The organism is Streptomyces sp. NPDC001100, from assembly GCF_053598575.1.
On the sequence record NZ_JBSFKO010000039.1, the window covers coordinates 51,310 to 76,034 of the forward strand.

Annotated in this window: 16 protein-coding genes and 2 pseudogenes; 6 read left to right on the forward strand and 12 right to left on the reverse strand. The window is 69.6% G+C overall.

Annotation, left to right across the window (positions count from 1 at the left end; genetic code table 11):
• Positions 1-20 precede the first annotated feature (20 nt).
• A complete protein-coding gene (locus ACWDEW_RS39360; protein WP_450519680.1) occupies positions 21-1,229 on the forward strand; it encodes an ABC transporter substrate-binding protein in 1,209 nt (402 codons plus the stop codon).
• A gap of 419 nt (positions 1,230-1,648) precedes the next feature.
• Positions 1,649-1,912, forward strand: a pseudogene (locus ACWDEW_RS39365) (GH25 family lysozyme); the annotation flags it as partial.
• 106 nt (positions 1,913-2,018) lie between these two features.
• Here the strand turns inward: ACWDEW_RS39365 and ACWDEW_RS39370 are convergent.
• Positions 2,019-2,321: pseudogene (locus ACWDEW_RS39370) on the reverse strand (glutamate-cysteine ligase family protein); the annotation flags it as partial.
• Positions 2,322-2,962: 641 nt separating this feature from the next.
• Here ACWDEW_RS39370 and ACWDEW_RS39375 point away from each other — a divergent pair.
• Complete coding sequence (locus ACWDEW_RS39375) at positions 2,963-3,379, forward strand: major capsid protein (protein WP_450519682.1); 417 nt, start codon at positions 2,963-2,965, stop codon at positions 3,377-3,379.
• A gap of 144 nt (positions 3,380-3,523) precedes the next feature.
• Here the strand turns inward: ACWDEW_RS39375 and ACWDEW_RS39380 are convergent, their stop codons facing one another.
• A complete protein-coding gene (locus ACWDEW_RS39380) occupies positions 3,524-4,687 on the reverse strand; it encodes an epoxide hydrolase family protein (RefSeq protein ID WP_450519684.1) in 1,164 nt (387 codons plus the stop codon).
• A gap of 102 nt (positions 4,688-4,789) precedes the next feature.
• Between ACWDEW_RS39380 and ACWDEW_RS39385 the strand changes: the two genes are divergently transcribed.
• Positions 4,790-5,389 carry a TetR/AcrR family transcriptional regulator gene (locus ACWDEW_RS39385; RefSeq protein WP_450519686.1) on the forward strand — a complete coding sequence of 200 codons (600 nt, stop codon included), beginning with the start codon at positions 4,790-4,792 and terminating at the stop codon, positions 5,387-5,389.
• A 303-nt stretch (positions 5,390-5,692) separates the two neighbouring features.
• Here the strand turns inward: ACWDEW_RS39385 and ACWDEW_RS39390 are convergent, their stop codons facing one another.
• Positions 5,693-6,364: a hypothetical protein gene (locus ACWDEW_RS39390; protein ID WP_450519688.1), complete on the reverse strand. Its 672-nt coding sequence runs from the start codon at positions 6,362-6,364 to the stop codon at positions 5,693-5,695.
• Positions 6,365-6,920: 556 nt separating this feature from the next.
• Positions 6,921-7,892 carry a LuxR C-terminal-related transcriptional regulator gene (locus ACWDEW_RS39395; protein WP_450519748.1) on the reverse strand — a complete coding sequence of 324 codons (972 nt, stop codon included), beginning with the start codon at positions 7,890-7,892 and terminating at the stop codon, positions 6,921-6,923.
• A gap of 317 nt (positions 7,893-8,209) precedes the next feature.
• Between ACWDEW_RS39395 and ACWDEW_RS39400 the strand changes: the two genes are divergently transcribed.
• A complete protein-coding gene (locus ACWDEW_RS39400) occupies positions 8,210-8,398 on the forward strand; it encodes a hypothetical protein (protein WP_450519690.1) in 189 nt (62 codons plus the stop codon).
• Between the two features lie 64 nt (positions 8,399-8,462).
• Positions 8,463-9,200: a LuxR C-terminal-related transcriptional regulator gene (locus ACWDEW_RS39405; protein WP_450519692.1), complete on the forward strand. Its 738-nt coding sequence runs from the start codon at positions 8,463-8,465 to the stop codon at positions 9,198-9,200.
• A 71-nt stretch (positions 9,201-9,271) separates the two neighbouring features.
• On the opposite strand, the gene ACWDEW_RS39410 is transcribed toward ACWDEW_RS39405, so the two are convergent.
• From ACWDEW_RS39410 to ACWDEW_RS39445, 8 genes are all read right to left on the reverse strand, one after another.
• Entirely contained in the window at positions 9,272-10,555 is a 1,284-nt protein-coding gene (locus tag ACWDEW_RS39410; RefSeq protein WP_450519693.1) for an MFS transporter, read from the reverse strand.
• Complete coding sequence (locus ACWDEW_RS39415; RefSeq protein WP_450519695.1) at positions 10,552-13,899, reverse strand: amino acid adenylation domain-containing protein; 3,348 nt, start codon at positions 13,897-13,899, stop codon at positions 10,552-10,554. The genes ACWDEW_RS39410 and ACWDEW_RS39415 overlap by 4 nt, the downstream gene beginning before the upstream one ends.
• A 74-nt stretch (positions 13,900-13,973) precedes the next feature.
• Complete coding sequence (locus ACWDEW_RS39420) at positions 13,974-15,656, reverse strand: PhpK family radical SAM P-methyltransferase (protein ID WP_450519697.1); 1,683 nt, start codon at positions 15,654-15,656, stop codon at positions 13,974-13,976.
• A gap of 52 nt (positions 15,657-15,708) precedes the next feature.
• Entirely contained in the window at positions 15,709-17,526 is a 1,818-nt protein-coding gene (locus ACWDEW_RS39425; protein WP_450519699.1) for a non-ribosomal peptide synthetase, read from the reverse strand.
• 61 nt (positions 17,527-17,587) lie between these two features.
• Entirely contained in the window at positions 17,588-18,334 is a 747-nt protein-coding gene (locus ACWDEW_RS39430) for a thioesterase II family protein (protein ID WP_450519701.1), read from the reverse strand.
• A 37-nt stretch (positions 18,335-18,371) separates the two neighbouring features.
• The gene (locus tag ACWDEW_RS39435) at positions 18,372-22,256 is read right to left on the reverse strand and encodes an alpha/beta fold hydrolase (protein ID WP_450519703.1); all 3,885 of its coding nucleotides are present in this window, start codon (positions 22,254-22,256) and stop codon (positions 18,372-18,374) included.
• Complete coding sequence (gene vioD / locus ACWDEW_RS39440) at positions 22,256-23,377, reverse strand: capreomycidine synthase (RefSeq protein WP_450519705.1); 1,122 nt, start codon at positions 23,375-23,377, stop codon at positions 22,256-22,258. The genes ACWDEW_RS39435 and vioD overlap by 1 nt, the downstream gene beginning before the upstream one ends.
• Before the next feature lie 83 nt (positions 23,378-23,460).
• Positions 23,461-24,657 carry a pyridoxal-phosphate-dependent aminotransferase family protein gene (locus tag ACWDEW_RS39445; protein ID WP_450519707.1) on the reverse strand — a complete coding sequence of 399 codons (1,197 nt, stop codon included), beginning with the start codon at positions 24,655-24,657 and terminating at the stop codon, positions 23,461-23,463.
• Positions 24,658-24,725 lie beyond the last annotated feature (68 nt).

A 24,725-nucleotide genomic window follows, 5' to 3' on the forward strand; every position in this document is an offset into this window, starting at 1 on the left:
CGCACTGAACGAGGTGGACCGTGTTCCGGACCAAGAGAAAAATCCGCCGCGCCACGGGCGCGATGGCCGTCATGGCCGCGGTGGTACTCACCGCCAACGCCTGCGCCGGCCAGGACTCCGCGACTGCCGGTGGCAGCTCCTCCGGGATCCACATCGGGGCGTGGCTCCCTCTCAGCGGCGCGACCGCGACATACGGCGTCGGTGAAAAGGCGGGCGCCGACGCGTACTTCAAGATGGTCAACGCCCAGGGCGGCATCAACGGCCGCAAGATCACGTGGACCGTCAAGGACAACGCGGCCGATCCGCAGCAGACCGTGCAGATCGCGCGCGAACTGGTCGGCCAGGACAAGGTCGTCGCCATCGTCAACGCGAACGGCACCTCCCAGGCGGAGGCGGCCTTCCCGTTCGTCCTCAACCAGTCCAAGGTGCCGGTCCTCAACGAGGTCGGCGGCACGGAAACCTGGTACAAGCCACCGCGCTCCGGGCTGTTCGGCACCCAGACCCTCTACGAGGACCAGGCGGCGGCGATCGCCGCGTGGGCGGTGCAGGACGGCGCGAAGAAGATCCTCGTGGTCCACAGCGACCCGGCCGCGTTCGTGAACGTGGCCAAACAGGTGGAGCCCGTCGCGAAGAAGCTCGCCCCCTCGGTCGAGGTCGACCGGCTGCCGGTCAAGTACCAGACCACCGACTACACCCCCGTGATCAGCAAGGTGAAGGCCGCGAAGACCCAGGCGGTGGTCCTGATCCTCACCTCGCCCGAGGCCGCCGCCTTCCTCAAGGAGGCCAAGCTCCAGGGCCTGTCCCTGCCCACCTACGCCTACGCGCCGGTGGCCGCCGAATCGACCGTCGCGCTGGCCAAGGACGCCGCCGAGGGACTCAAGGCCGTACAACTCGTGAAGGCACCCTCCGACAACGACCCCGCGGTGCAGGAGTTCCGGACCGCGATGGGCAAGTACGAGCCCGGTCAGGACGCCGGGTTCCTCGCGCTGTGGGGCTGGAGCAACGCGAAGGTCTTCGCGGAGATCGCGAAGACCATCAAGGGGCCCGTCACCTCCAAGGCCATCATCGCGGCGTACGAGAAGGCGTCGTCGGTGGATCCCGGGGTGTCGCCGGTGATGAAGTTCAGCGCGAGCGATCACCTCGGCACGCGCAGTGTGCAGCGCGTGGTCGTGAAGAACGGCGTGTGGACGTCCGTCGGCGACTTCTACACACCGCCGGCCCGCGACTGACCGTTCCCCTCCGAGCACCGCGGCCGGTCCGGGGCAGGTGGCCGCGAACGGTGCCGCACAGAGGTGCGGCGGAGCGGCGGTTCACTCTTCGCGCCCGGTGGTCAACGGCCCGAACGTCCACACAGACATCCGGGTGCTACTGCCCCTCGGCTCCCTCCTCGTCGGCCCCGGCCGGACGCTGCCGTGCCCGGGGGCGGCGTCATTGGCGGTACATGATGTGCGACTCGGCGCCACCGAGGATCAGATGGATGCCATGCGATGATCCACATCATCCCGGTACGGCCGTCCGCGCCTGCGTCTGGCCGTGGTCTGGTCCGGCATCCTCCTGATCGCGGCGGGGACTGCCCGCCATGCCCACTGCGATCGCGGCGACGGAACACGCACCCGTGCGCGGCAGCGCGTACATGTGCATCGGCATAATGGCCCACGACGGAATCACCGGAACGCCCGATGCGGTCCCCCCGGCCGCACGGGCCGGGCAGACCGAGGGCGCCGACGTCTCCAGCTACCAGCGTGACGTGGCCTGGTCCGCGCTGTGGAGCAGCGGCATCCGATGGGCCTACACGAAGGCCACGGAAGGCACGTCCTACCGTAACCCCTACTTCGGCGGGCGTTACGAAGCCGCGTACGACGTCGATATGGTCCGCGGGACCTACCACTGCGCCACGCCGGATTCCGGCAGCGGCACCGCCCAGGCGGACTACTTCGTCGACCACGGCGGTGCCTGGTCCGCAAACCGGTGTCCCATCCTTCCCAGAACGGGGAGTTGGCGCCCATGGCCACCAGCACCGGCAGCCAGGGTCGCAGCCGGCCCAGTGCGGCGGCACCGGCCTGACGGTCGGGCACGGCGACATGGACGTGCATGCCGCAGATCAGCTGCTCGTCGACCAGCCGCGCGGCCTCGGCCCGCATGGTCCGGTAGCGCTGCTGCGCGGTGACAGGCACTGTCGACGCACCGGCCAGCGGCGCGCCGCCGGTCGCCGCGAGCCGGCAGTCTGCGCTGCGAGCGGCGCCACCCACCGCGCGCCGGAACCGGGTGAGGTGCGCGGTGACCTCCGCGAGGTCGGAACACACCGGCGTGGCGACCTCCACCTGTGCCTGGAGCAGTTCGGTGTCGATGTCCTCCCGCCGTACCCCGGGCTCGCGTCCCGCCGCGGCACGGACCTCGCCGATGCACGGCGAAGGAAGCCCCGTCTCGCGGTCGAGCTTCCGGGGCCTTGGCCCTTGATCTCATTGGAGCCCGCTGGTGTCTCGCCGGTGCTGAAACTGCTTGATCGGGAGGCTGCTCCGCGAACAGACTGCATCGGTGCCCTCCGAACTCCCCGCCTTCCGCTACGATCCCGATCCGCTTGCCAGCGGTGCCATCCGTGAGAGCGCCGAGACCTGTGTGCTGCGACCGCGCCACGGGTTGGATCTGCACCGCGACCTTCTACACGGCAGGTCGGCCCAGGTTTTGAGGGCGAACGGCAGGACATGGTGGGCGAGTTGGGCGTGCCCGGCGGGTGTGCCGAGGCCGCGTAGGCGCGGCACGTGGTGGCGGGCCAGGGTGCGGTCGGCGGAATAGCAGTAGTGAGGGTTTTCAGAGTGGTGCCCGGATGGGTGACGGCGGGACCGTAAGCAACGGACAGAGTCCCCGTGCCGTTGAGAGAGGTGTCTAGGTCTCAACTCTCCAGCTCAGGAACCGTGTTCGTCCCGTATCCTGCCCCAGTCGACCTGCCGCACGCACTCGTGGAGTGAGTCTCAACGACGACCTCGAACAGCACGTGGAGGCCACGAAGGCCGCCATGGAGATCGCCGCCGGGCAGATGCTGTCCACCGGTGCGGAGTCCCTGCCCGGAGTCGACGTCGACTGGAAGGGGCCGGCCGCCAACCGTCCGACGGTCGCGGTGCCGTGGTCCCAGTCGGATGCGGCCACCCCGGTCACCGACGAGCTGGCGTGGATCCAGTACCTCAAGAGCATCGGCGCACCCCGCCCCGAGAGGGTCATCAGCTCGGAGAAGGCGCTGTCGCTGCTCGGCTCGACGGCGGAGTACCGGGCCGCCTTTCACAACTCGCCGTCCGCCGACCAGGTCCCGACCGCGGTGCTGGCGCCAGAGGCGGTCAACCGGGGTCCCCGCCAAGTACAACCTGCCGCCCGTGACCACCTCTGACGTGCAGGCGTACGACAGCAGCGACACCCTGGCGCACAACCCCGGAGTCGCTGTGGGCGATGATCCCGCCGCGCCGCGAACCGTGGGGCGAGACCCAGTACGGTCGGACCGCCGAAGCGATCGAGCTGCACGGCAAGGGAGTCATCACCGCCGAAGGGTGCGCAGGCCGGTGCGGATTTCGCTGACAAGGATCTCCGGCTGTTCCAAGGCTGCGAAGTGCCCGCCCTTGTCGGCCTCGCCGTAGTGGACGAGATTGCTGTAGGTGTCTGCGATCCAGCTACGTGGCACGCGTGGGATGTCCTTCGGGAAGACGGTCACCGCGACCGGAAGCGTCACCTTCGGGCCGGCGAAGGTGAGCGACTTGTTCTCCCAGTAGATGCGACCGGACGACGCTGCGCTGTTGGTGAACCAGTAGAGGGATATCGCATCGAGGATGTCGTCGATGCTGAGAGCGTCCTCGGCGAGCCCGTGGTTGTCGGTCTTGGACTGGAACTTCTCGTAGATCCAGGCTGCCTGGCCGGCGGGAGAGTCCGCCAGGGCGAATCCGACGGTCTCCGGTTTCGTGCCCTGGAGGTGGTTAGACCCACCGAGTTCGCCGGTGTAGAGGGCGAGGGTCTTCACGGCGTCGCGCTGTTCGGGCGACAGGGTGTCGGGTATCTGTGCGGGAAAGGCGTACTGGGTGTTCAGATGGATTCCGAGAAGCCCCTCAGGTTGCATGGCCCCGAGGGCGGTGGTGACGACGGCACCCCAGTCGCCGCCTTGTGCGGCCCATCTCGCGTAGCCGAGTCGCTTCATCAGCTCCGCCCATGCGCCGGCGATGCGCGATACATTCCACCCGGTCTCGGTGGGCTTTTGGGAGAACCCGAACCCGGGGAGCGACGGGACGACGACGTCGAATGAATCGGTGGCGTCTCCTCCGTACGAAACCGGATCGGTCAGCGGGCCGATCAGCTTCAGGAAGTCGACGATCGAGCCGGGCCATCCGTGCGTAAGGATCAGCGGCATCGCGTGGGGATTCTTGGATCTGACGTGGATGAAGTGGATGTCCAGCCCGTCAATCTCGGTCAGGAATTGGGGGAAGCGATTCAGGTCGGACTCGAAGCGCCGCCAGTCGTAGCCGCGCACCCAGTAGTCGACCAGAGACCTGGTGTTCTCTACGCGAACCCCTTGCGACCAGTCGCCCACCGTTTCCGGATCCGGCCATCGAGTTGTGGACAGGCGCTGCTTGAGGTCGTCGATCTCCGATTCCGGGATCGAGACGGTGAACGGGCGGACGAGGGTCGAGGTGGGGGGCGTCGGTGCGGTCATGGCCTTCTTCTCTTCTCGTGAGCTTCGAAGCGCAGCGCAACTCTTCGCTGCACACGGGTGTACAGCGAATCTCACTGTACACCTGTGTGCAATACTGATGCCGTGTCCACCAAGTCCTCCCGTTTGCGCTCGATGAACGAGACGCGCGATCGCATCCTCGACGTCGCCCTCGATGTGCTGGGAGAGAACCCCGACGCCGGAATGGGCGACATCGCCTCCGCTGCCGGCGTCGTCCGTCGCACGGTCTATGACCACTTCCCCTCGCGCCTCGACCTGGTCCGGACACTCACGGAACGGGCCGTCGCCGAGATGGCAGCCGTGCTCACCGAAGTCAACGCCTCCGACGCGGAAGCGGACGCGACATGGGTCGAATTCATTGCCCGCCTCTGGCCGGTGGCGCACCGGTACCGAGTGCTGCTGGCGCTGCGCCGAGGCGAGTACGGCGAGGCGATCCACGGCCTGCTCGGGCCAGTCGATGAGCTCCTCGCCGACCTCGTGAAACGAGGCCAGGACACCGAGGCGTTCGCACAGCACCTGCCGGCGGGCATCCTGAGCCAGGTCGCCTACGGCGTCGTGTTCGCCATCGCGGACAGCAACCTGTCGAACGGGAGCTCCGGCGCCCGGGCGGCGACGATCACAAGCCTGCTGATGCTGGGAGTTCCCGAGACGCGCGCCATCGCTCTCGTGGGCGACCAGTCCTGACCGCAGTACTCGAACGGAGCCGCGGAGCCAGTCCGGTTCTGGTACCGCAGCGCGTTGGCGATCTCGCGCATCTCGTAACGCCCCTGATGGCCGGAAACCGACGGATGTCGTACCTTCCGCGCCGCGATAAGCGGCTTGATCACGGCTCGGTCAGATCGGTCTTGTCCGGCTTGTACTCACTCACCGCTCAAGCGCACTACGGCCAAGCCCACCGACTAGCTGAAACCCACCAAACCCACACGAAATTCCTAAATCAAAACGGTTAGAAGACTCGCTTATTTCTCTCTGAGAACCGAAACAAGGTCAACGAGGGTACGGGGCCTGTTGCCGATCATGCTCCGGCAAAGGATCGTCTATGAGAACTGCGAACCTGTGTCCGCCTGTCCGAATGTGCAGCGGGAAATAACCCAGGGCCTGTGGGTGTGCGGCTCGGGGGCCGCTCCCGTGCGGAGATCTTGGAGGAGTTCGAGCGCGGTCGGGACAAGGCGTCCGGCTTCGTCGATGACGACAGCAACTCGACTCGTTCATCAGTCGGTGATCCTGCTGGCCTCGTCCTGAAGGATCTGCAGGCTGGAGCTGCGACCGGGTCAGAGCTTCAGCCATCACCTGTGCGAGGCGCTTCGACCCGTTGACATTGGGATGGGTGTGGTCGGGGGCGGCGTATTTGTCTTCGAGAAGCGAAGGGGCGGCTTCGGAGCGGATCGCTGCGTCGAAGTCGACGAATTCGTGCCCAGATGTGCGGATCCTTTCGTTGACCGCAAGGCGGAAGTCCTCTCGGCCGAGGTCGCCCGCGAGATCCGGGGCATGCGGTGTGACGGTGGCGAGGAGCACGGTGAGCCCTGCCGTCCGGCCCCGGTCGATGAGCTCTGGGTAACCATCGATCAGCTGGGCGAGGGTCGGCATCTCGTCCAGCGGCGTCACTCTGCCGGGAAGGCTCCAGTCGTTGCTGTTGTAGGCGATCACCAGGTGCGTCACGCCGTGGGTTCTTAGGATGTCCTCATCGAACCGGGACAAACCGGCCCGGCTCCATGACGGAGTCGCCGATGGTGCGTCGAGTCGGCGAACTGTGGGTGTTGGACTTTGGCGACATATCTGGACCACAGCAGCGCCGAGGGTCCGACGTCTCGGGTGCCACGCCGGAGCTGCGGCTGCCTCCCTTGCGGGGCGCGCGGGCCGGGCACCGTCACCCGGATGGACAAGTCCAGCTCGATGAGGCTGTCTGATCGACCACGCACTGTGCAGCGAGGACTCCAGTGGCCTATGAGGGAGCGTGTCGTCGTGGCCGGTGAGTTGGGCGCTCGCCGGTGCTGTTCGGTGACGAGGCCGGCCCCGACGGGCGGGCGGGCGTGACTCAGCCGCCGCGCGTCAACGAAACGTTGATGCCGTCTCAGTGAATCTGAGGTCGTCCTCCCTCGCACCGGTCCGTATCTTCGTGGCTGTTCCTCCGTGACAGCCGGGACGGGGGCCGCCGGGCTGTGCACACGGAAGTCAGGTATCAGGAGTCGGACGGTGGGTGCGGAAAGGTGGGAGTTCAGAGCCAGCCGTACTGTGCGGCCTTCACGCCCGCCTCGAACCGGCTCTGTGCGCCGAGGCGTTCCATGATGGCGGACATCTGGCGGCGGACAGTGCGCAGTCCGATGCCCAGTCGTTTCGCGGCGGCCTCGTCCGTCATGCCCTGGGCCAGCAGGGTCAGCAGCTTGCGCTGCGCTCCGGTCAGGCCGTGGTCCCGATGCATGGACTGGTCCCTCGCGTAGGGGACCGCACCGAACCAGGCCTGTTCGTAGGTGGCGACCAGCGTGGCGACGATCCCGGGCTCGCGGGTGATGAGCGCGCCGGCCCGCGAGTTGTCCGGGTCGATGGGGACGACGGCCACTTTGCGGTCGAAGATGAGCATGCGGGGCGGGGGCACGGCAGTGGTGCGCACCTGACCGTTCCGTTCGGTGAGCCACTCGGCATAGGCGCGGGTTGCTTCGTCATGGCGCATGGTGTCCTGGTAGAGGTTCAGGAGTGCGACTCCGCGTTTCAGCGCTTCTTCGTCGAGTGGCCGAGATGCGTCGAGACTTGCCTGTGACTGGGCCCCGCCGGGAAGCACCGCGAGGCATTCGTACTCCACCTCCTGCGCGAGCGTTTCGAGTCGTGCCTCGATGGCATCGATGCCGATCAGCCGTTCCGTGCCGTCGTGCAGGAGGCTGAGCGTCGAGGCGGCCTCCGCCACGGCGGCCCTCTTGGCGGTCAGTTCCTTCACCTGCCGGGACAGCGCGACCTCCTGGCTGCGCAGCAGCGTTGTGAGGGCGACAGGGAGACTTACCGCGCGGACGGACTCGGGGTCTTCTCTGGAGCGGCGGACAAGAGACAACTCGGTGAGTTCTTCAAGAGCGGTCGCTATTTCTTCCGCTGCGAGACCTGTTTCTTCCTGGATTTCCATGGGGCGGGACTGAGACTTTTTGGTCAGGGCCGTGTACACTATTTCGGCTTCAGGGCTGAGCCCCAGAACGCTTAACATCGTCACCGCGCGTTTTTACTCCTGTTCGATGGCCTCACCCGCCTCGCAGTCAACGCGCCGATTCTGCCAGCCGGTTGGCCCTTCATCAACCACGTGTCGGGTGGCCGCCTCGGTTGACCAGGGATGTGGCACCTAGGTGCCGGGCATGTAGGTGCCACCGAGGGGGTGTTCCGTCGACGCGGGACCTTCGAGCAGACTGCTGATCGCAGGCGACCGCCGCACTGGATGGATTGATCCTCCACCTACCCGGAGTTCGGGATCTTTTGTCCGGGAATTCAACTGAACGCATGTTGCGTCATCGACGAGGAGTACTCCCCATGCCCAAGATCGCAGGCCTTGTGGCCACCGTCATTCTCGCCGTCGCTTCTCTGTCTACCGCCGGAGAAACGGCTTCAGTGGCTTTAGCCGATGACGGTATCGGCTGGGACAGCATGGGAGGGGTCGCAGCGCTCCATGCTCCCGGCGAACGCGCTGTGACCTTGGATAACGTTGTCAGCTCGCTCTGAGGCCGGACCGGTTGGAGCCGAGTCAGAGCCGCCCCGTCCGCCCACTCGTCCCAAGGAGCGAAACGTGACCCTGACGGAGGGCCAGACCGCACTGCTCCCCGCCGGCCGCGCGCCCCGCGCGACGGACCGGCCCGTCCACCTGGTCGTCCTCGACGAAGATCCGATTCTGCGTGCCGGGATCCGGGCCATCCTCGATTCCTTCTCACGGATCGAGATCACCGCCGATTTTGCCTCGGTGAGACAGGCCTTCGCGCAGCCCCTGCGAGCACGGCCCGACGTGCTGCTCATCGGGGCCGACTGCCTACAGGACAGATCCGGGGCGTCGCTCACGGAACAGTTCCTGCCCGGTGCGAGTCCGGCTCTGGTGATCCTCATGCAGCCCGACGACGCCGTCACCCTGCGCAGGGCGGTGAAGTATGCGGTCCGCGGCTTCGTGGACCGCAACACCAGCCAGAGGGACCTGGGTACCGCCGTCCTGGAGGCCCACGAAGGGCGAACCTATCTGTCCGCCTCGATCGCAGAGGTCCTGGTCGGCTGGACAGCGGACGGATTGCGGCGTGAGCATCTCTCCCTGCCGCAGGTCGAAGACGTGCTGACGGAGCGGGAGTTGGAGGTGTTGGAGGCGTTGGGCCACGGCGTCACCAACACGGTGATCGCTCATCGGCTCCACGTCCAGGAGGCCACCGTCCGCAGCCACGTCTACCACATCCTCACCAAACTCAACCTGCGCACCCGCACCGAGGCGGTCCTGCTGGGTCACAGCTACGCGAACACCCGTCCGACCCTTCGGCCACCAGGCTGAACCGCCACGACGTGACGAAGCCGGTGGTCCCTCCCGTGCGGGACGGACCACCGGCTTCGTCGTGGGCGCGACTACCGAGCGGCGGCGCCGAGCGCGGCCGAGGCCCGTGCGGGACGCAAAACCACGGCGGCGAACAGCGCGACGACCGCGGTCACCGGGCCGAGCAACAGCATGTGGTGGACACTCACCACGGCGAGGAGCCCGCCGGCGAACGAGTACCCGATGCTCTGCGTGGCGACGAGCACGCTGAAGGCCTCCGACATCCGGGACCGCGGGACCACATAGCCCGGTGCCTCGGTCATCACGGAGTTCAGCGGCGCGGCGCACAGCCCCAGCATGGCGAAGGCCCCAACCAGCGCCCACCAGCCTGAGGCCCCGGCGATCACCAGGGAACCCCCTGTCATCGTCAGCAACAGGACGACGGCGCGCATCGTGAGCGAGAGACGGATCCGGGTCACGTACCAGGCGTACACCAGGCCCGCTGCGGCACTGGACGCGCCGAGCACCCCGGTGAGGATCGCGGCTTCGGTCGTGCCCCCGCCGCCGAGCGCCACCCGGGGCAGCGCGCCCACTTCGGCGGTACCCAGGAAGTGACCGAACGCCATTGTCACCAGCGCCCAGAACAGGAAGGCCGGATTGCGCCAGACACCGGCCGACTCCGGCACGTCCGGCGCGATCCCGTCTTCCGTGTCCGCCTTGTCCGCATCCTTCGCGGCGGCCTGCGGTCCGGCCTCGGAGACCGGTTTCGGCTTCGGCCACAGCAGCACCGCGTTGGTCAGCATGGCCGCGCCCATGATGAACAGGGCGTACGCGGGACCGAAGAGCGCGCAGACCACCACCACGAACGGGGCTCCGACGACCACGAGTTCGACGAGCACCGCGTCCAGCGACAGTGCCGAACCGATGAGCCGCTGTGGGACCGTGGTACGCAGCAGGGTCCTGATGGCGCCGCCAACGCCGAACGTGGCCATGTTGCCGACGAGGGACAGCGCGAACAGGACCGGGACCGGCACGTGCGCGACGAAGCCGCCGGCCACCCCGAGCCGGGCCGCTCCGCCCACGGCCAGGACACGAGGGGTCCACCGCTCGCGGCCCAGCCGTTCCAGCAGCCGGCTGAACAGCGGCGCCGCCAGGATGCACGGCAGGGTGGCGAGACCGACCAGCAGGCCGCCCACGGCAGGGCTGCCGGTGTAGTGCGTGCTGGCCCAGATCAGTGCCATCGGCGCCATGATCGGCGGAAGACGGTGCAGCATGGTGGCGGCCACCCACCGCCAATAGGCGGCGTTGCGCACCAGTTCGGCCACTGGCCGGTCCGGGGCCGGCCGCCGGGATGCGTCGGTCGCATCGGTCGTCATCGTTTCTCCACGGTGGTGCCAGGGTGCGGGGTGCGGACACCGGTGTCCGTCCGCTGGGTGACGGGCCGGTCCGGATTGGCGGTGCACTCGGTGAGCAGCCTCTCGTAGGAGACGGCCAGGTCGTGCACGGTTGCCTCGTCGAACTGGCTGGTGCGGTAGGTGAGTCCGACCTCCAGCCGATCGCCGTGGTCCTCGACCACGCAGACCAGTTCGAACTTCGCGAAGCCGTTGGGCAGGATGACGTTCCGGTCGAGGGTCATCCCTGAGAAGGACCGCTCCAGCGCCTTCTCGTCCTCCAACGCGAACATCACCTGGAAGTAGGGACTCCGGCCGGGATGCCGGCGCGGTGCCAGCTTCTCCACCAGCTGGTCGAAGGGCAGGTCCTGGTGCTCATAGGCGCCGAGGCAGGTGTCGCGGACCTGGGCCAGCAGGACGCGGAAGCGCACGTCGGCCGGGACCCGCTGGCGGAGCACGACGGTGTTGTTGACACAACCGATCAGACGCTCGGTCCCGGGGCCGCCGCGGTTGGCGACCGGTGTGCCCACACACAGGTCCTCGCGGCCCGAGCGCTGGTGCAGCAGGAGGTAGAAGCAGGTCAGCAGCACCATGAACGAGGTGACACCCTCGCGTTTGGCCAGTGCGTGCACAGCCTGGCGCAGGGTGTGCGGGAGGTCCAGGGCCAGCCGCCCGCCCCGGTAGTCGACGCTCTGGGGTGCCGGACGGTCACTGCCCAGTTCCAGCGGCCGGGGTGCGGCGCCGGCCAGCCGGTCGCGCCAGTAGCGCAGCAGCCGGTCGAGGTTCTCGCCACGCAGATGGCTTCGCTGCCACAGCGCGTAGTCGCCGTACTGGAGCGAGGGCGGGGGCAGTTCCGGGGCGTCCCCGGTGTGGAAGGCCGTGTAGCAGGCGGCCAGTTCGTCCATGAAAACGTCCACGGAGACGAAGTCGACGATGAGGTGGTGGGCGGTGAACACGGCGATGTGCTCGGTCTTCGACCGCGACAGGACCAGAACCCGTAGCAGTGGTGGCCCGGCCGGGTCGATCGGTTCGCGGATCTCGGCTTCGCGAAGGTTCGCCTCGTCGTCCGGCGCGGCCGAGACGTCGGCGTACCGTACGGGGATGTTCACGTCCGGTGCAACGAACTGGACCGGGCTTCCACCGAGCAGGCCGAAAGAGGTACGCAGTGCCTCGTGCCGCCGGGCGATCTCCTGGATGGAGCGGCCGAAGGCGTCGCGGTCCAGCGAGCCGGTCAGCTGGCACTGCCAGGACTCGTTGTACAGCGGGATGTCCCGGGTGAGTTGGCCGAGCACGTACAGGCCCTGCTGGGAGGGCGAGATGGGAGCGGCGCGGCGTCCGCCGGAGTACCGGGCCAGGGAGGCCTCGACGGCCGCGCGCTTGCGGGCCCACTGGGCCGTCTCCCGACTCGCCGTCCCGCCTGCCGGGCGCGGCGCGTCAGGCGCCCGCGGTGCGCTCGCCCGCTTGCCGTCGATGAGGGCGGCGAGCTGGGCGACGGTGCGGGAGGCGAGCAGGTCGTTGGGCAGGATGTCGAGGCCGAGTTCGCGGTGCAGCCGGGCCGCGATCTTCACCGCCTGGAGCGAGTTGCCGCCGAGCGCGAGGAACTCGTCGTTCGCGCCGACATGGTCCAGTTTGAGGACCGACCGCCAGACCCCGGCCAGGTCCGTCTCCGTGCCCGGCCGCAGCGGCCGGCCCGTCGCGGTGTCCTGAGGCCCGGTGGGAAGAGCGGCGAAATCGACCTTGCCGTGCGGGGTCAGCGGGATCGTGTCCAGCACGGTGACGGTGGACGGCACCAGGTAGGACGGGAGCAACCCTGCGAGGTAGTCGTGCAGTTGGCGGCCGCGCGGATCGTCGGGCTGAACCGGCTCCTGGCCGTGAGCCGGAGTGACATGGGCGTGCAGGACTGCGTTCTCACTTCCGTCGTCCCGCCGCTCCACGGTGACCAGGGCCTGCCGGACGGCGGGATGCTGCTGGAGAACCGTCTCGATCTCGCCCGGCTCGACCCGGAACCCGCGGATCTTGACTTGGTTGTCGGTGCGGCCCAGGAACTCCAGCTGGCCGTCGGGGAGGAGGCGGGCGAGGTCACCGGTCCGGTACATGCGGCTGCCGGCCGGCCCGTACGGATCGGGCAAGAACCGCGCGGACGTCTCACCCGGTGCGCGATGGTATCCGCGGGCCAGGGACCGGCCCGCGACGAACACCTCCCCGGGGCCGTCGTCGGCCACGGGACGCAGGTTCTCGTCGAGGAGCCGGATGGCGGTGTGGTCGATGGCGGAGCCGATCGGCAGGATTCCGTCCGCGCGGGGCCCGCTGCGGCCCGAATGGTGGTAGGTGGCGGTGGCGGTCGACTCGGTGGGCCCGTATACGTGGATGAGGGGGATTCCCGACTGGTGCCAGGCCAGCACCCGGTCGGGCCGCACCCGGTCGCCGCCCATGACCGTGAAGCGGACGGACTCGGGCAGCCGGCCGCCCGACTCGGCCAGTTCGTCGCCCAGCTGGTGCCAATAGGCTGTGGTGATCTCGAAGCCGGTGACGGCGTACCGCTCCAGGACGTCGAGGAAGTGCCGGACCGTCGGCAGCGCGCGCGGGTAGCCGGCCATGAGCAGGGTCGCTCCGCTGAGCAGGGGCGGGAAGATCTCCTCGAGCGCGGCGGAGAAGCTGACGGAGGCGAGCTGGAGGAAGCGGTGCCCGGGTTCCAGCCCGAAGGTGTCGGCCGCGGCCTGCGCGAGGTTGGTCAGACCCTGATGAGTGATCAGCACGCCCTTGGGCGTTCCGGTGGAGCCCGAGGTGTAGATGACGCAGGCGATGTCGTCCGGCTCCGTTCCGGACGTCGGCGCCAGTGTGGGCCCGTGGTCGGGGAGGGCGGTGAACTCCGCGTCCAGCAACAGAGGTTGGGCGCCGCTGGGCGGGAGCCTGTCGACGGTCTCCGCCTGGGCCACGACGACGGTGGAGCCTGAGTGCTCCAGGAGGTGGCTCAGCCTGGCGGCCGGATACTCCGGGTCGAGCGGCACGAAGGCGCCGCCCGCCTTCATGATGCCGAGCATCGCCACCGCCAGTCGGACCGACGGCTCAAGACAGACACCCACCCGGGTGCCCGTGCCGACTCCCAGTTCGGTCAGTCGGACCGCCAACCGGTCCGCCAGAGCGTCGAGTTCGGCATAGGTCACCTGCTCGGCGTCGGCCGCCGCCGGGTCGGAGCCGGTCACCGTGACGACCGCGGTGGCACCTGGATGTTCGCGGGCCCGCCGGGCGAACACGTCGTGCACGCCGGCGCTGTCGTACGTCGTTCCGGGGAACTGCCCCGGTGCGAGGAGGTCTTGGGGCGCGCTCATGCGGTTCCATCCTTGTGGTTCGGCGCTGCCGGGTAGACGGGGAGGGGACGCGCCGCGAGGCGTGGCCCTGGCGCTCAGGCCTGGAGCGCCAGGGCGGGCGAGGCGTCACGTTGGGCCGGCGGACTGAACTTGCCGGTGATGTGCGGCGCGTTGTCGAACACGTGGTACATGCGGTCGATGAGCTCCGGCGCGGGACCTGCGTCCGACCGGTCGTTGAACTCCATGATCTGCCGGGCCACCCGGTGGAACTCGATGATGTCCGGCATCTCCAGGCCCTTGCCCATCAGATAGGGCAGCGCCCAGAAGTCGAAGTTGTAGCCCGGCATCCACAGGGAGTTCTTCACCTCGTCGAACAGGGCGTGGCAGGCGTCCACGGCCCCGTTGATGTCCATCGTGTTGTGGCTCCATTCGTACTCCCGGCCGGTGAGCCCGAACTCAGCCGCCTGCTTCTGCACCGGCGCGCGGTGGTTGTACCACCAGGGTTCGGTGCGCCAGAAGGTGGGACCGACCTCGTTGATGAACTTGATCGTGTTCTGCACGGTCTTCTCGGTCTCGCCCGGGAAGCCGGATATGAAGGATGCGAAAGTGTCGATGCCGCGGGCGTGCAGCCGCTCGATGCCGACCCGGTAGCGGTCGAGCGTGGCCACCTTGGACATGTTCTTGAGGATGCCGTCGTCACCCGCCTCGATGCCGAGAAAGACCGCGCGGCATTTGCTTTCCGCCATGAGGTTGTACGTCTCCTCGTCGCGCGCGGTACCGGCGCGGAAGAAGGAGTACCACTGGAACCCGAAGTCGTTGCGCGCCATCATCCGGCACAGTTCCTTGAACCGGGGGCCGGGCACGTTGAAGGTGTCGTCGATGAACACCATCTGCTTGACGCCCATCCGATCGAGCTGGCGCAGTTCGTGTTCCACGACGTCCACGCTCGCCAGCGTCAGCGCCCCGGCGCGGATCGGATAGTCGCAGAAACTGCACTTGAAGGCGCAGCTGCGGGCGGTGCGGGTGTGCACGGTGGCGCCGAGGGTGTCACCGAACCTGGCCCAGTCGATGGCGCACTCGTCCAGCACGTTGGCTTCCGCCTTGATGCCGGTGAGTTTGAAATCGCCGGAGCCGGTGGGGAGCAGAAGGTTCGGTACGTCCTTGAGGTCGCTGCCTTCGCGCAGGGCTCCCGCGATCTGGGTGAGCGTCGTCTCGCCCTGCGACTCGTTGATGTAGACGTCGGCGTCCATCCAGGTCAGAACCTCGGCCAGCTCCTCCCGGTCGAGGTCCTTGAGAAGATTGCCGACCAGAGGGCCGCCCACCACGATGGTGGTCTCCGGGAGCACCTCGCGGATGAAGCGAGTGATCTCCACGACCGGATTGGGGATGATGTAGTAGGTGGTGGTGATCGCCACGATCCGCGGACGGCGGGTCAGCAGGATGTCGCGGATGCGGTCCTGCTCGCAGCCGAAGAGGCTGGTGCACTCCGCCGAATAGCCGCGCTGGATCAGGTAGTTGGCCAGGTAGTGAGAGGCGAGGTTGGGCGTCTCGCCGCCGTGGATGTAGACGTTCTCGTCGAGCTTGCCCGCGCGGCGCAGGACCTTGTTCATCACGTCCATGTACGGAAGCCGTTCGCCGTCGAACAGCAGGTGGTCACGCATGAACATGAGGCGCTCGGGATCGCGCGGGCCGCGGTTGCTGACGCGGTTCCACTGCTGCGAGAACGGCACGTCGTTGTAGCCGATGATCAGGCAGTCCAGGTCGGATGTGGTGGCCATGGCTGTGCTCCGGTCTCTTCGGGTGGGACGGGCGGCGAACGGGGCGGGAGGGTCAGCGCGCGGGTTCTGCCTCCCCCGTCAGCTCCAGCAGGCCGGCGGAGAACGTCTCCACGGTGGGCAGCCGCAGCAGGACGTCGAGCGGCACCTTCCGGCCCAGCGCCTCCTGTACGGCACCCATGACCTGTACCGCGCGGAAGGAGTCCCCGCCGATGTCGAAGAAGTCCTCGTCGTGGGCGAGTTGCGGCACACCCAGGACGGTGCGCCAGATACCGGACACCAGGTCTTCCATCCCACCGGTGGTGGTGGCGCGGTCGGAGGCGGCCGGGAAAGCGGCGCGCTCGGCCTGGCGCTCGACCGGGGCCTGCCGCGCCAGCAACTGCCGGTCCAGCTTGCCGTTCTGGGTCAGCGGCAGGGCGTCGAGGACGCGGACGGCCGAGGGCAGCATGGCCTGCGGCAGCCACTCCCGCAGTCGTTCGCGCACCTCGGCCGGCAGCGCCTGCCGGTCGGTGCCCGGCTCCGGTACGACGAACGCGTACAGCCGCTTGTCGCTGCCGGAGCCCGCGGCGACCACGGCAGCCTGGCGCACCCCAGGACAGCGCATCGCCGTCGCCTCGACCTCACCGGTCTCCACCCGCACACCGCGGATCTTGACCTGGTGGTCGAGCCGGCCCAGGAACTCCAGGGCGCCGTCCGGGTGTCGACGGGCCAGGTCCCCGGTGCGGTACAGGCGACCCTCGGCGCCGGGGACACCGGTGACGAAGCGTTCGGCCGTCAGCTCCGGGCGGCCGAGGTATCCGTCAGCGACCCCCACGCCGCCGATGAAGACCTCGCCGGGCTGCCCGTCGGGCACGGCCAGCCGGTTCTCGTCCAGAAGGTGGACGGTGGTGTCGGGCACCGGGGGACCGATCAGCACCAGGTCCGGGTCCGGGTCGCGCGGGCAGGTCCACGCGGTGGCGAAGACCGTGCACTCGCTGGGCCCGTAGATGTTGGTCAGCGAGGCGGTGGAGCGCGCGTGGAAGCGCCGGACCAGGTCCGGGCTGAGCGCCTCGCCTCCGGCGATGACGTATTTCAGGCCGTCGTAGCGTTCGGTGCTGTCGCGGTCGAGGAGGAACAGTTCCAGCAGTGAGGGCACACAGCAGAACGTCGTGACGCGGGTGTCCTGGATGAGGCGCGCGAGGTGGGCCGCGTCGCGCTGTCGTCCCGGTTCCGCGATCACGACGGCCGCGCCGACCAGCAGCGGCCAGTACAGCTCGGCGAGATAGAGGTCGAAGGTGCAGGCGGTGTGGTGCAGGACGCGGTCGCCGGGGCCCATGGGGTGGCCGTTCTGGAAGGCCGCCATCCGGGAGGCCACTGCGGCGTGGCTGATGACGGAGGCCTTGGGGCGACCGGTGGAGCCGGAGGTGAACAGGACGACCGCGGGTGAGGCGGGTGCTGTACGGGGGGGTGCGGGCCGTTCAAGGGCCGGCTGCCGGTCGCCGTCGATGAGCAGGGCCGGTACCGGTGGGGCGAGCCGGGCCGCCCCCTCCCGGGTGGTGACGACCAGCCGGGGGGCGCAGTCCACGATCTCGTGCCGGGTGCGCTCGGGCGGGTCGCCGACGTCGAAGGCGACATGGGCGGCGCCGGCGAACACGACGGCGAGCACGGACACCACGAACTCGATCGAGCGCGGCTGGTAGACCGCCACCAGGTCGCCGTCCACCACGCCCCGGTCGCGGAGTGCGGCGGCCGACGCCAGTACACGGTCCTTGAGTTCGCCCGAGGTGACGACGCTGTCGCCGCGGATGAGGGCCGGCAGGTCCGGTTCGCGCTCCCACTGCCGGAGAAGGAGGTGGTCGAGCCGCCGTTCGGCCGCCGTCCGGGTCGATTCCATCACCGTGCGCCTTTCTTGTCGGATGGGGCTGTGGGGGCCGGCAGGCAGGAGCTGTGCGGGCTCACCGGAAGTGGTCCAGGTTGGCCGTGACGGCTGCCACCAAATCCGCCGGGCGTTCGACGAGCAGCATGTGGCCGCCCGGGATACGCACCTGCCGGGTCCGCTTGGCGAACGGTCCCCATCCCGCGACACGCTCCTGCGGGCACAGGGGGTCGTCCTGGCCGGAGACCACCAGGAGGGGGGAGGTGAGCACGGGCTCGGGTCCGCTGCGGTAGTCCTGGACGGCCCGCATGTCGGCGACGATGAGCGGCAGGTAGGTGTGCGCCATGTCCTCGTCGGCGACGTGCCGCGGGACATAGCCGAAGCCGCGTACCGCGGTCATCAGTTCCTCGGTGTCGTCGCCGTCGGGCAGCAGCCGGGTGGTGTGCGGCGGAAGGTCCACGGACCAGTAGGAGACGGTGACGAGACCGGCCACCAGGCCCGGATCGGAATCCTGGAGCGCCCGTACCGCCTCCAGGGCGATGACCGCGCCCGCGCAGACCCCGACGACCAGCAGCGGCGCCGTGCCGGGCAGGGCGCGGGCCGTCGCCGCCACGTCGGCGGCCAGGCTGTCCAGGTCCCCGACCGGCTCGCGGATCCGGGACTCGCGGCCGGGGAGCCGGGCGGCCGCCAGTTGCCAGTCCGGCGGCAGGTGTGGGAGCAGGACGCGCGCGTTGGACGCGCCGGCTCCCGAGTGCGGGACCAGCAGGACGCGCCACGAGGACGTGTCCGGGTCACCGCCGATCACAACATAGGGTTTGCCTGCCACGGTGGCTGTCTCCGTTCGCTGTCGTGGTCCGCCCGTGTCACCGGGGCGTTCCGTCGAAGTGGTCGGCCCGGTCGATGTGTGCCGCCAGCCGCGGCCCGATGTGTGCGAGGACGTCCGGGCGGGTCATCTCCTCGTGGGTGCAGTCCGCCGTGTGCAGCACCAGTTCGCCGCCGACATACGGCAGCCACAGGTCCGCCACGAAGGCCCCGCCGTCGCGCCGGTCGGCGGCGGCGACGTGCACCAGGTCACCGTCGTAGCGGTCCGGTACGTGCCGGCGCGCTCCCCGGGCGACGGCCGTGTAGACGTCCGCCAGCCGGGACCGCAGATCGTCCGGGAGGTCGAGTCCGGCCGTCTCCAGATGGAGATCGGCCGCCTCCTGCTCGCGGGAGGGCAGCGCCTCGGCGCGGCCGGCCAGCGGATAGCCGTCGAGGACCGCCACCATGCCCACAGGTTCGCCCCGGGCGCGCATGCGGACGGCGACCGCCTGCGCGATCAGGCCGCCCGAGGACCAGCCGACGAGGTGGCACGGACCCTGCGGGACGAGATCGCGGATGTGACGCAGGTAGAGGTCGGCCGTGGCGTCGACGGTCTCCGGCACGGCGCCGGGGCCTTCGGACAGGCCGGGGGACTGGAGCGCGTACACCGGGTGCCGGGGGTGCAGGTGGCGGACGAGTCCGGCGAAGGACCAGCCCAGGCCCATGCCGGGGTGGATGCAGAACACCGGTGTGCCGTCGCCCGCGGGCCGCAGCGGCAGTACGACGTCGAGGTCGCCATGGCCGTGGCCGTCCTCGCGCGGTTCGTCCGTGTGGGGCAGGGCGCGGGCGAGTTCCGCCACCGTCGGGGCCTCGAACAGCGTGCGCAGCCCCATCTCGACGCCGAGCACGTCGCTCACCCTGGCGATCAGCCGGGCCGCCAGCATGGAGTGGCCGCCGATGTCGAAGAAGTCGTCGTCGAGTCCGACCGAGGGCAGGCCGAGGACGTCGGCGAACAGCTCACGCAGCACCGCCTCGCGAGCCGTACCCGGCTCCCGGTCGGCCGGCCCGGAATCGGGCTCGGGTTCGGGCAGGGCAGCCCGGTCGAGTCGCCCGTCGGGCGCGGTGGGCAGCCGGTCCGTCACCAGTACGGCCGCGGGCACCATGTGGGCCGCGAGCAGGCCCGCGACGTGCCGGCGCAGCTCCTGCGGTTCGACGGACGCATCCGGGGCCGGCACCACGTGCGCAACCGGGCGCGGACCGTCGGCGCGGTCGGTGATGGACACCGCGGCCCGCGCCACGTCCGGGTGGGCCCGCAGCGCGGTTTCGACCGCGCCGGGCTGCACGGGCAGCCCGTGCACCAGGACGCCGTGGTCGGCACGGCCGAGGACGATGACGCGCCCCTCGTCGTCCAGGCGGGCGAGATCGCCGGTGCGGAACATCCGTGCGCCGGGCGGGCCGTAGGGATCGGGAAGGAACCGTGCCGCGGTGGCGCCGGGACGTCCGTGGTAGCCCAGCGCGGGCGCCGCACCGCCGAGGAACAACTCGCCGTCCAGCCCCGGGGGAAGTCCGCGCAGGTCCGAGTCGAGGACCCGGACGCCGACCCCGGTGACGGGCGTGGCCGGGAGAAATCCGGAAGGGGTCGGCCGGTGCTCGGCGGTGAGGGCGAGAACGGAGGTCTCGGTCTGTCCATAGCCGATGACCGGCGCGGCTTCGCCGTCGTGACGGGCGCCCGGATCCGCCGGCCCCTCAGCCGTGAGGGCGAGGGCCCTCGTGTTCCCGGAGGCCGGGGAGAGGAGTGTGAGGTGGTCGTGGGCCAGCTCTCCGATAGGTCCGATGACCAGCCGGGCGCCGGTGGTCAACGCGGTGAAGGTTTCCCACAGGGCGAGGCCGGTTCCGGGAGCTGCGTGCTGCCGGACGGTGTCGCCCGGCGTGACTTGCAGGGTCTTCGCCGTGTGGTGCAGCGCGTTGGCGAGTCCGTGATGGGTGATCAGCACGCCGTGCGGCACGGCGTCATTCGCGGCGGTGTACAGCAGGAAGGCTGCCTGGCCGGGGAGTGCGAGGGTCGGCGGCGTACGGGGGAGTGCGGCAGTGTCGGAGTCGGGGTTCTGGTCGTCGAGGAGGAGGACGGTCCCGTCGTCCAGCGGCTCGCGGAGCGTCGCCCGGCCGGTGATCACGAGCGCCGGGCGCGCGTCGGCCAGCATCGCGCGCAGTGTGCCGTCCGGCGTCCCGGGGTCCAGGGGCAGGCACACGGCACCCGCCCTGAGGACCGCCAGGGCGGCCAGGACCTGGTCCGGTGACGCGGGCAGGGCCACGGCCACGACCGCCCCCGGAGTGACGCCGCGCTCACTCAGCCGTTGGGCGAGCCGGGTCGAGCCGGTGTCGAGGTCGCCGTAGGAGAGGGTGTGGGTCTGGTCCGACACGGCCGGTGCGTGGGGGGCGGCGATCGCATGCAGCCGGACGAGGTCGTGCAGGCAAACGGGGCCGACCGCGGGTGCTGGTGGCCGGGTGAGCAGCAGCCGCTCCTGCGTGAGGAGCATCTCCAGCTCGTCGACGGGCGTGTCCGGACGCGCCACGGCGCTCTCCAGCAGCTGCCGGTAGTGCGCGACCATACGGGCGATACTCGGCTCGTCGAACAGATCGGTGGCGTATTCCACGGTCACGTCGATGGTGCCGTCGCGCTCGACCGCCGACACGTTCAGGTCGAACTTCGAACGGCCCAGCTCGATGGGCAGGAGCTGTCCCGTCGTCAGCCCGGTGAACTGGGTGCGTTGCTGCCATTCGTCCTCGTCGTGGGACTCGAAGACGACCTGGACGAGCGGGTTGTGGCTGAGGCCCCGGTGCGGTGCGAGCTCCTCCACCAAGCGGTCGAAGGGCAGGGCCTGGTGGTCGTAGGCCGACAGGAACGCGGACCGGGTGCGGTGCAGGTGCTCCCGGAAGGTCGGCTCCCCGGTGAGATCGCCGCGCAGCACCAGCGTGTTGACGAAGTAGCCGATCATGTCTTCGAACTCGCTGCGGACCCGGCCGTGGACCACGGTCCCCACACTGAGGTCGCGCTGACCGCTGTAGCGGGACAGGACGACCTGGAATCCGGCCAACAGGACGGTGTAGAGGGTGCAGCGTTCGTCGCGGGCCAACTCCCGCAGCTGGTCGCCCAGTTCGGCCGGAAGGATGGCGGTGTACTCCGCTCCGGCGTGCGACTGCTCGGCTGGGCGCGGCCGGAGTGTCGGCAGGGCCAGCAGACCCGGTGCGCCGGCGAGCTGCCGGCGCCAGTAGCCGATCAGCCGTTCCAGCCGTGGACCGGTGAGGTGCTCGCGCTGCCAGCGGGCGAAGTCCGGGTACTGGGGCGCCGGCGCGGTGGGCGGCGGCTGGTCTCCCGCGACGAGCGCGTTGTAGACCCGGGAGAGGTCTCGCAGGGCCACGTCCACGGAGACGGCGTCGAAGACGATGTGGTGGACGACCATGGTGAACACGTGTTCCTCGTCCGCCACGCGGATCAGCCGGAAGCGTGCCAGCGGGCCTTTCTCCAGGTCGAAGCCGATGGCGACCTCGGCGGCGCACAGTGCTTCCGTCCGCTGCTGGCGTGCGGGCCCCTCCAGCGTCCGTAGATCGTCGACCGGGACGGGGACGCTCAGCCGCGGCTGTACGGCCTGGAGCGGGCGGCCGTCCTCGACGGTGAACGTCGTGCGCAGGGCGGCGTGCCGGGCGATCAGCGCGTTCACCGCCGCGGTCAGTGCGTCGGTGTCCAGACGGCCGTCGAGGCGCAGCTGCCAGCCGATCGTGTAGAGCCGGTCGGCGGGCGCCATCCGGTCGATGAGCCACAGTCCCTGCTGGGTGACCGAGGTCTCGCAGGTCTGCGGGCCGCTGCGGTCGCGCAGTGCCTTCTCCACCAGGGCGCGTTGCGCGGCGGGCAGTTCGTCGAGCCGCGCCAGGAGGTCCGTGACATCCATCAGAGCGCCTCCCGTCGTTCCACCAGTGCTTTGTGCAGACGGGTCAGTCCCTCGTCGAACGAGTCCTCGGCCCCGCCGAAACCGAGCCGGACGCGGTCCGGGTGGCCGAAGCCGGCACCGGGTACCAGTAACAGGTCGTGTCGGGTGCCCAGTTCGCGGCAGAGGTCCTCGGTGTCGGCGATCCCCGTGAAGGCGGGAAAGGCCGTGACGCCGCCCGCGGGGCGGGACCAGGACACCAGGTCGGCGTTGTCCTTGGCCCAGGCGTCGAGCCGGTCGAGGTTGCGGACCGCGCCGGCGCGGCGGTCGGCGAGGATTCGGTCGGCCCCTTCCAAGGCGCGCGCGGCCAGGTGCTCGGTGAGCGGTGACAGGCAGATCGTCACAGCGTCCCGGAGCGGGACCAGGCGGGCCAGGATCTCCGGCGCCGCCAGACACCAGCCGACACGGGTGCCGGGCAGTCCGTAGGCCTTGGACATGGTGCCCAGGCCAACGGCCCGCTCGTGCAGCGTCGAGGGATCCGGCAACGGCTCGCTGTCCCATACCAGTTCGGCGAATGCGGCGTCCCACACGAGGTGCAGGTCGTGGCCGTCGACCAGGGTCAGCAGGTCGTCGAACTGGCGGCGGGTGAGGTGCGCCCCGGTGGGATTGTGCGGGAAGTTGACGACGATCATGCGGGTGCGCGGTGTCAGCAGGGCCCGGAGTTCGTCGAGGTCGGGCGCGAAACCCGACTCGGGGCGCAGTCGCCAGCGCACCAGGCGGCAGCCGATAGCCTCGGCGACCGATGTCAGCGAGTGGTAGGCGGGGTCCACCACGACGACTTCGTCCCCGGCGGACAGCAGCGCGTTCATCACGACGAAGATCGCCTCGGTGGAGCCGTGGGTGGCCATCACCCGGTCAATGTCCCCGGCGGTGAAACGGTCGGCGACGGCCCGGCGAAGGCGCGGGCCGCCGTAGGAGGGAGCGTCGTCCAGCGCGATGTCGTCCAGCTCCTCGACGGTGATGCCGAGGAGCCGGCGCAGTTCCGCGAGGGACCAGCTCCGCACACCGCTGCTGCCCAGGTCGATCGAGGTGTCGAAGTAGAAGTCACGCATCCAGTCCTCCAAGGCGGCGTGTGGCAGATGCATGGCGTGCTCCTGATTCGTGGGGTGGGACGCGGTCCTTCGGCGGCCTTGGTGAACGAGCGGGCGGGGTGGGATCGGGCGGGCTTTCAGGGCACCGGCTGTCCCTCCCGTGCGAGACGGGCCGGGGAGTCGGCGGTCGGGCGGTGCGGGGTGTCCCGGCCGTCGAGGCGGTGCAGGACTTCGAGGCCGGCGGTGACACCGCTGCCGGGACGGACGGGATGTCCGGCCTCGGCCAGCCCCAGTTCGATGGCGGACAGTGCGGTCAGGACGTCGAACTCGTCGACGAATCCGCAGTGCCCGATGCGCAGGACACGACCGGCCAAGGGAGCCTGCGCACCGGCGAGTTGCAGGGCGTAGCGGTCCAGCACCCGGTCGACCAGCGCGGTCGCGTCCACCCCTTCGGGCAGCTCGGCGGCGGTGACCGCGCTGTGGCGGTCCTCATCCGGGGAGAACAGCCGCAGTCCGAGGCCCAGGACACCCGCGCGGGCGATCCGGCCGAGCCGCACATGTCGGTCCAGGACCTGGTCCAGGCCCTCGGCGTGAATCTGCCGCAGGGCCACGTCGAGTTGGCTGATCAGCGAGATCGCCGGGGTCCACGGGGTGCGGGCGATCTCCGCGCGCAGTGCCTCGCGGCTCTCGTCCCAGTCGAAGTAGAAACGCGGCAGACGGGCCTGCCCGTGCTGCTTCCAGGCCCGGGTGCTGACACTCGCGAAGGCCAGGCCGGGCGGGGTCATCAGCGCTTTCTGGCAGCCGCCCACGACGACGTCGACACCCCAGTCGTCGGTACGCAGTTCGCAGGCACCGACCCCGGACGCGGAGTCGACCACGGTGAGCAGGGGCGTGCACGCGGACACGAATCCGCGGATGTCGTTGACCATGCCAGTCGAGGTCTCGCAGTGGACGGCGATCGCGGCCTTCAGCCCCGGGGCCGCGGCGGCCGCGGCGATGCGGCCCAGGTCCAGTGGTTCGCCCCAGGTGTGACGTACTTCGGTGACCTCGAGCCCGAAGGCGGCGGCCAGTTGGCTCCAGCGCTCGCCGAAGGCACCGTTGCTGATCACCAGGACGGCGTCGCCCGGCGAGAAGAGGTTCTGCAGGGTGCCCTCGAACGCGCCGGTCATGCTGGAGGTGAAGAGCAGCACGTCGTTGCTGGTGCACAGGGTCCGCCGGAGATTGTCGACGACCCGGGAGAACACGTCGGCGTAGGCCCGGGTGCGCTCGTCCTCGATGGGGAGCACCGCCGCGGCGGTGACTTCGGGCGGGGTCGGTGTGGGACCCGGGACCATCAGCCGGTATTTCCTCATGAGACGGTCATGCCTTTCGCTGGGCCGGGCACGGGCGAGGGAGGGGACAG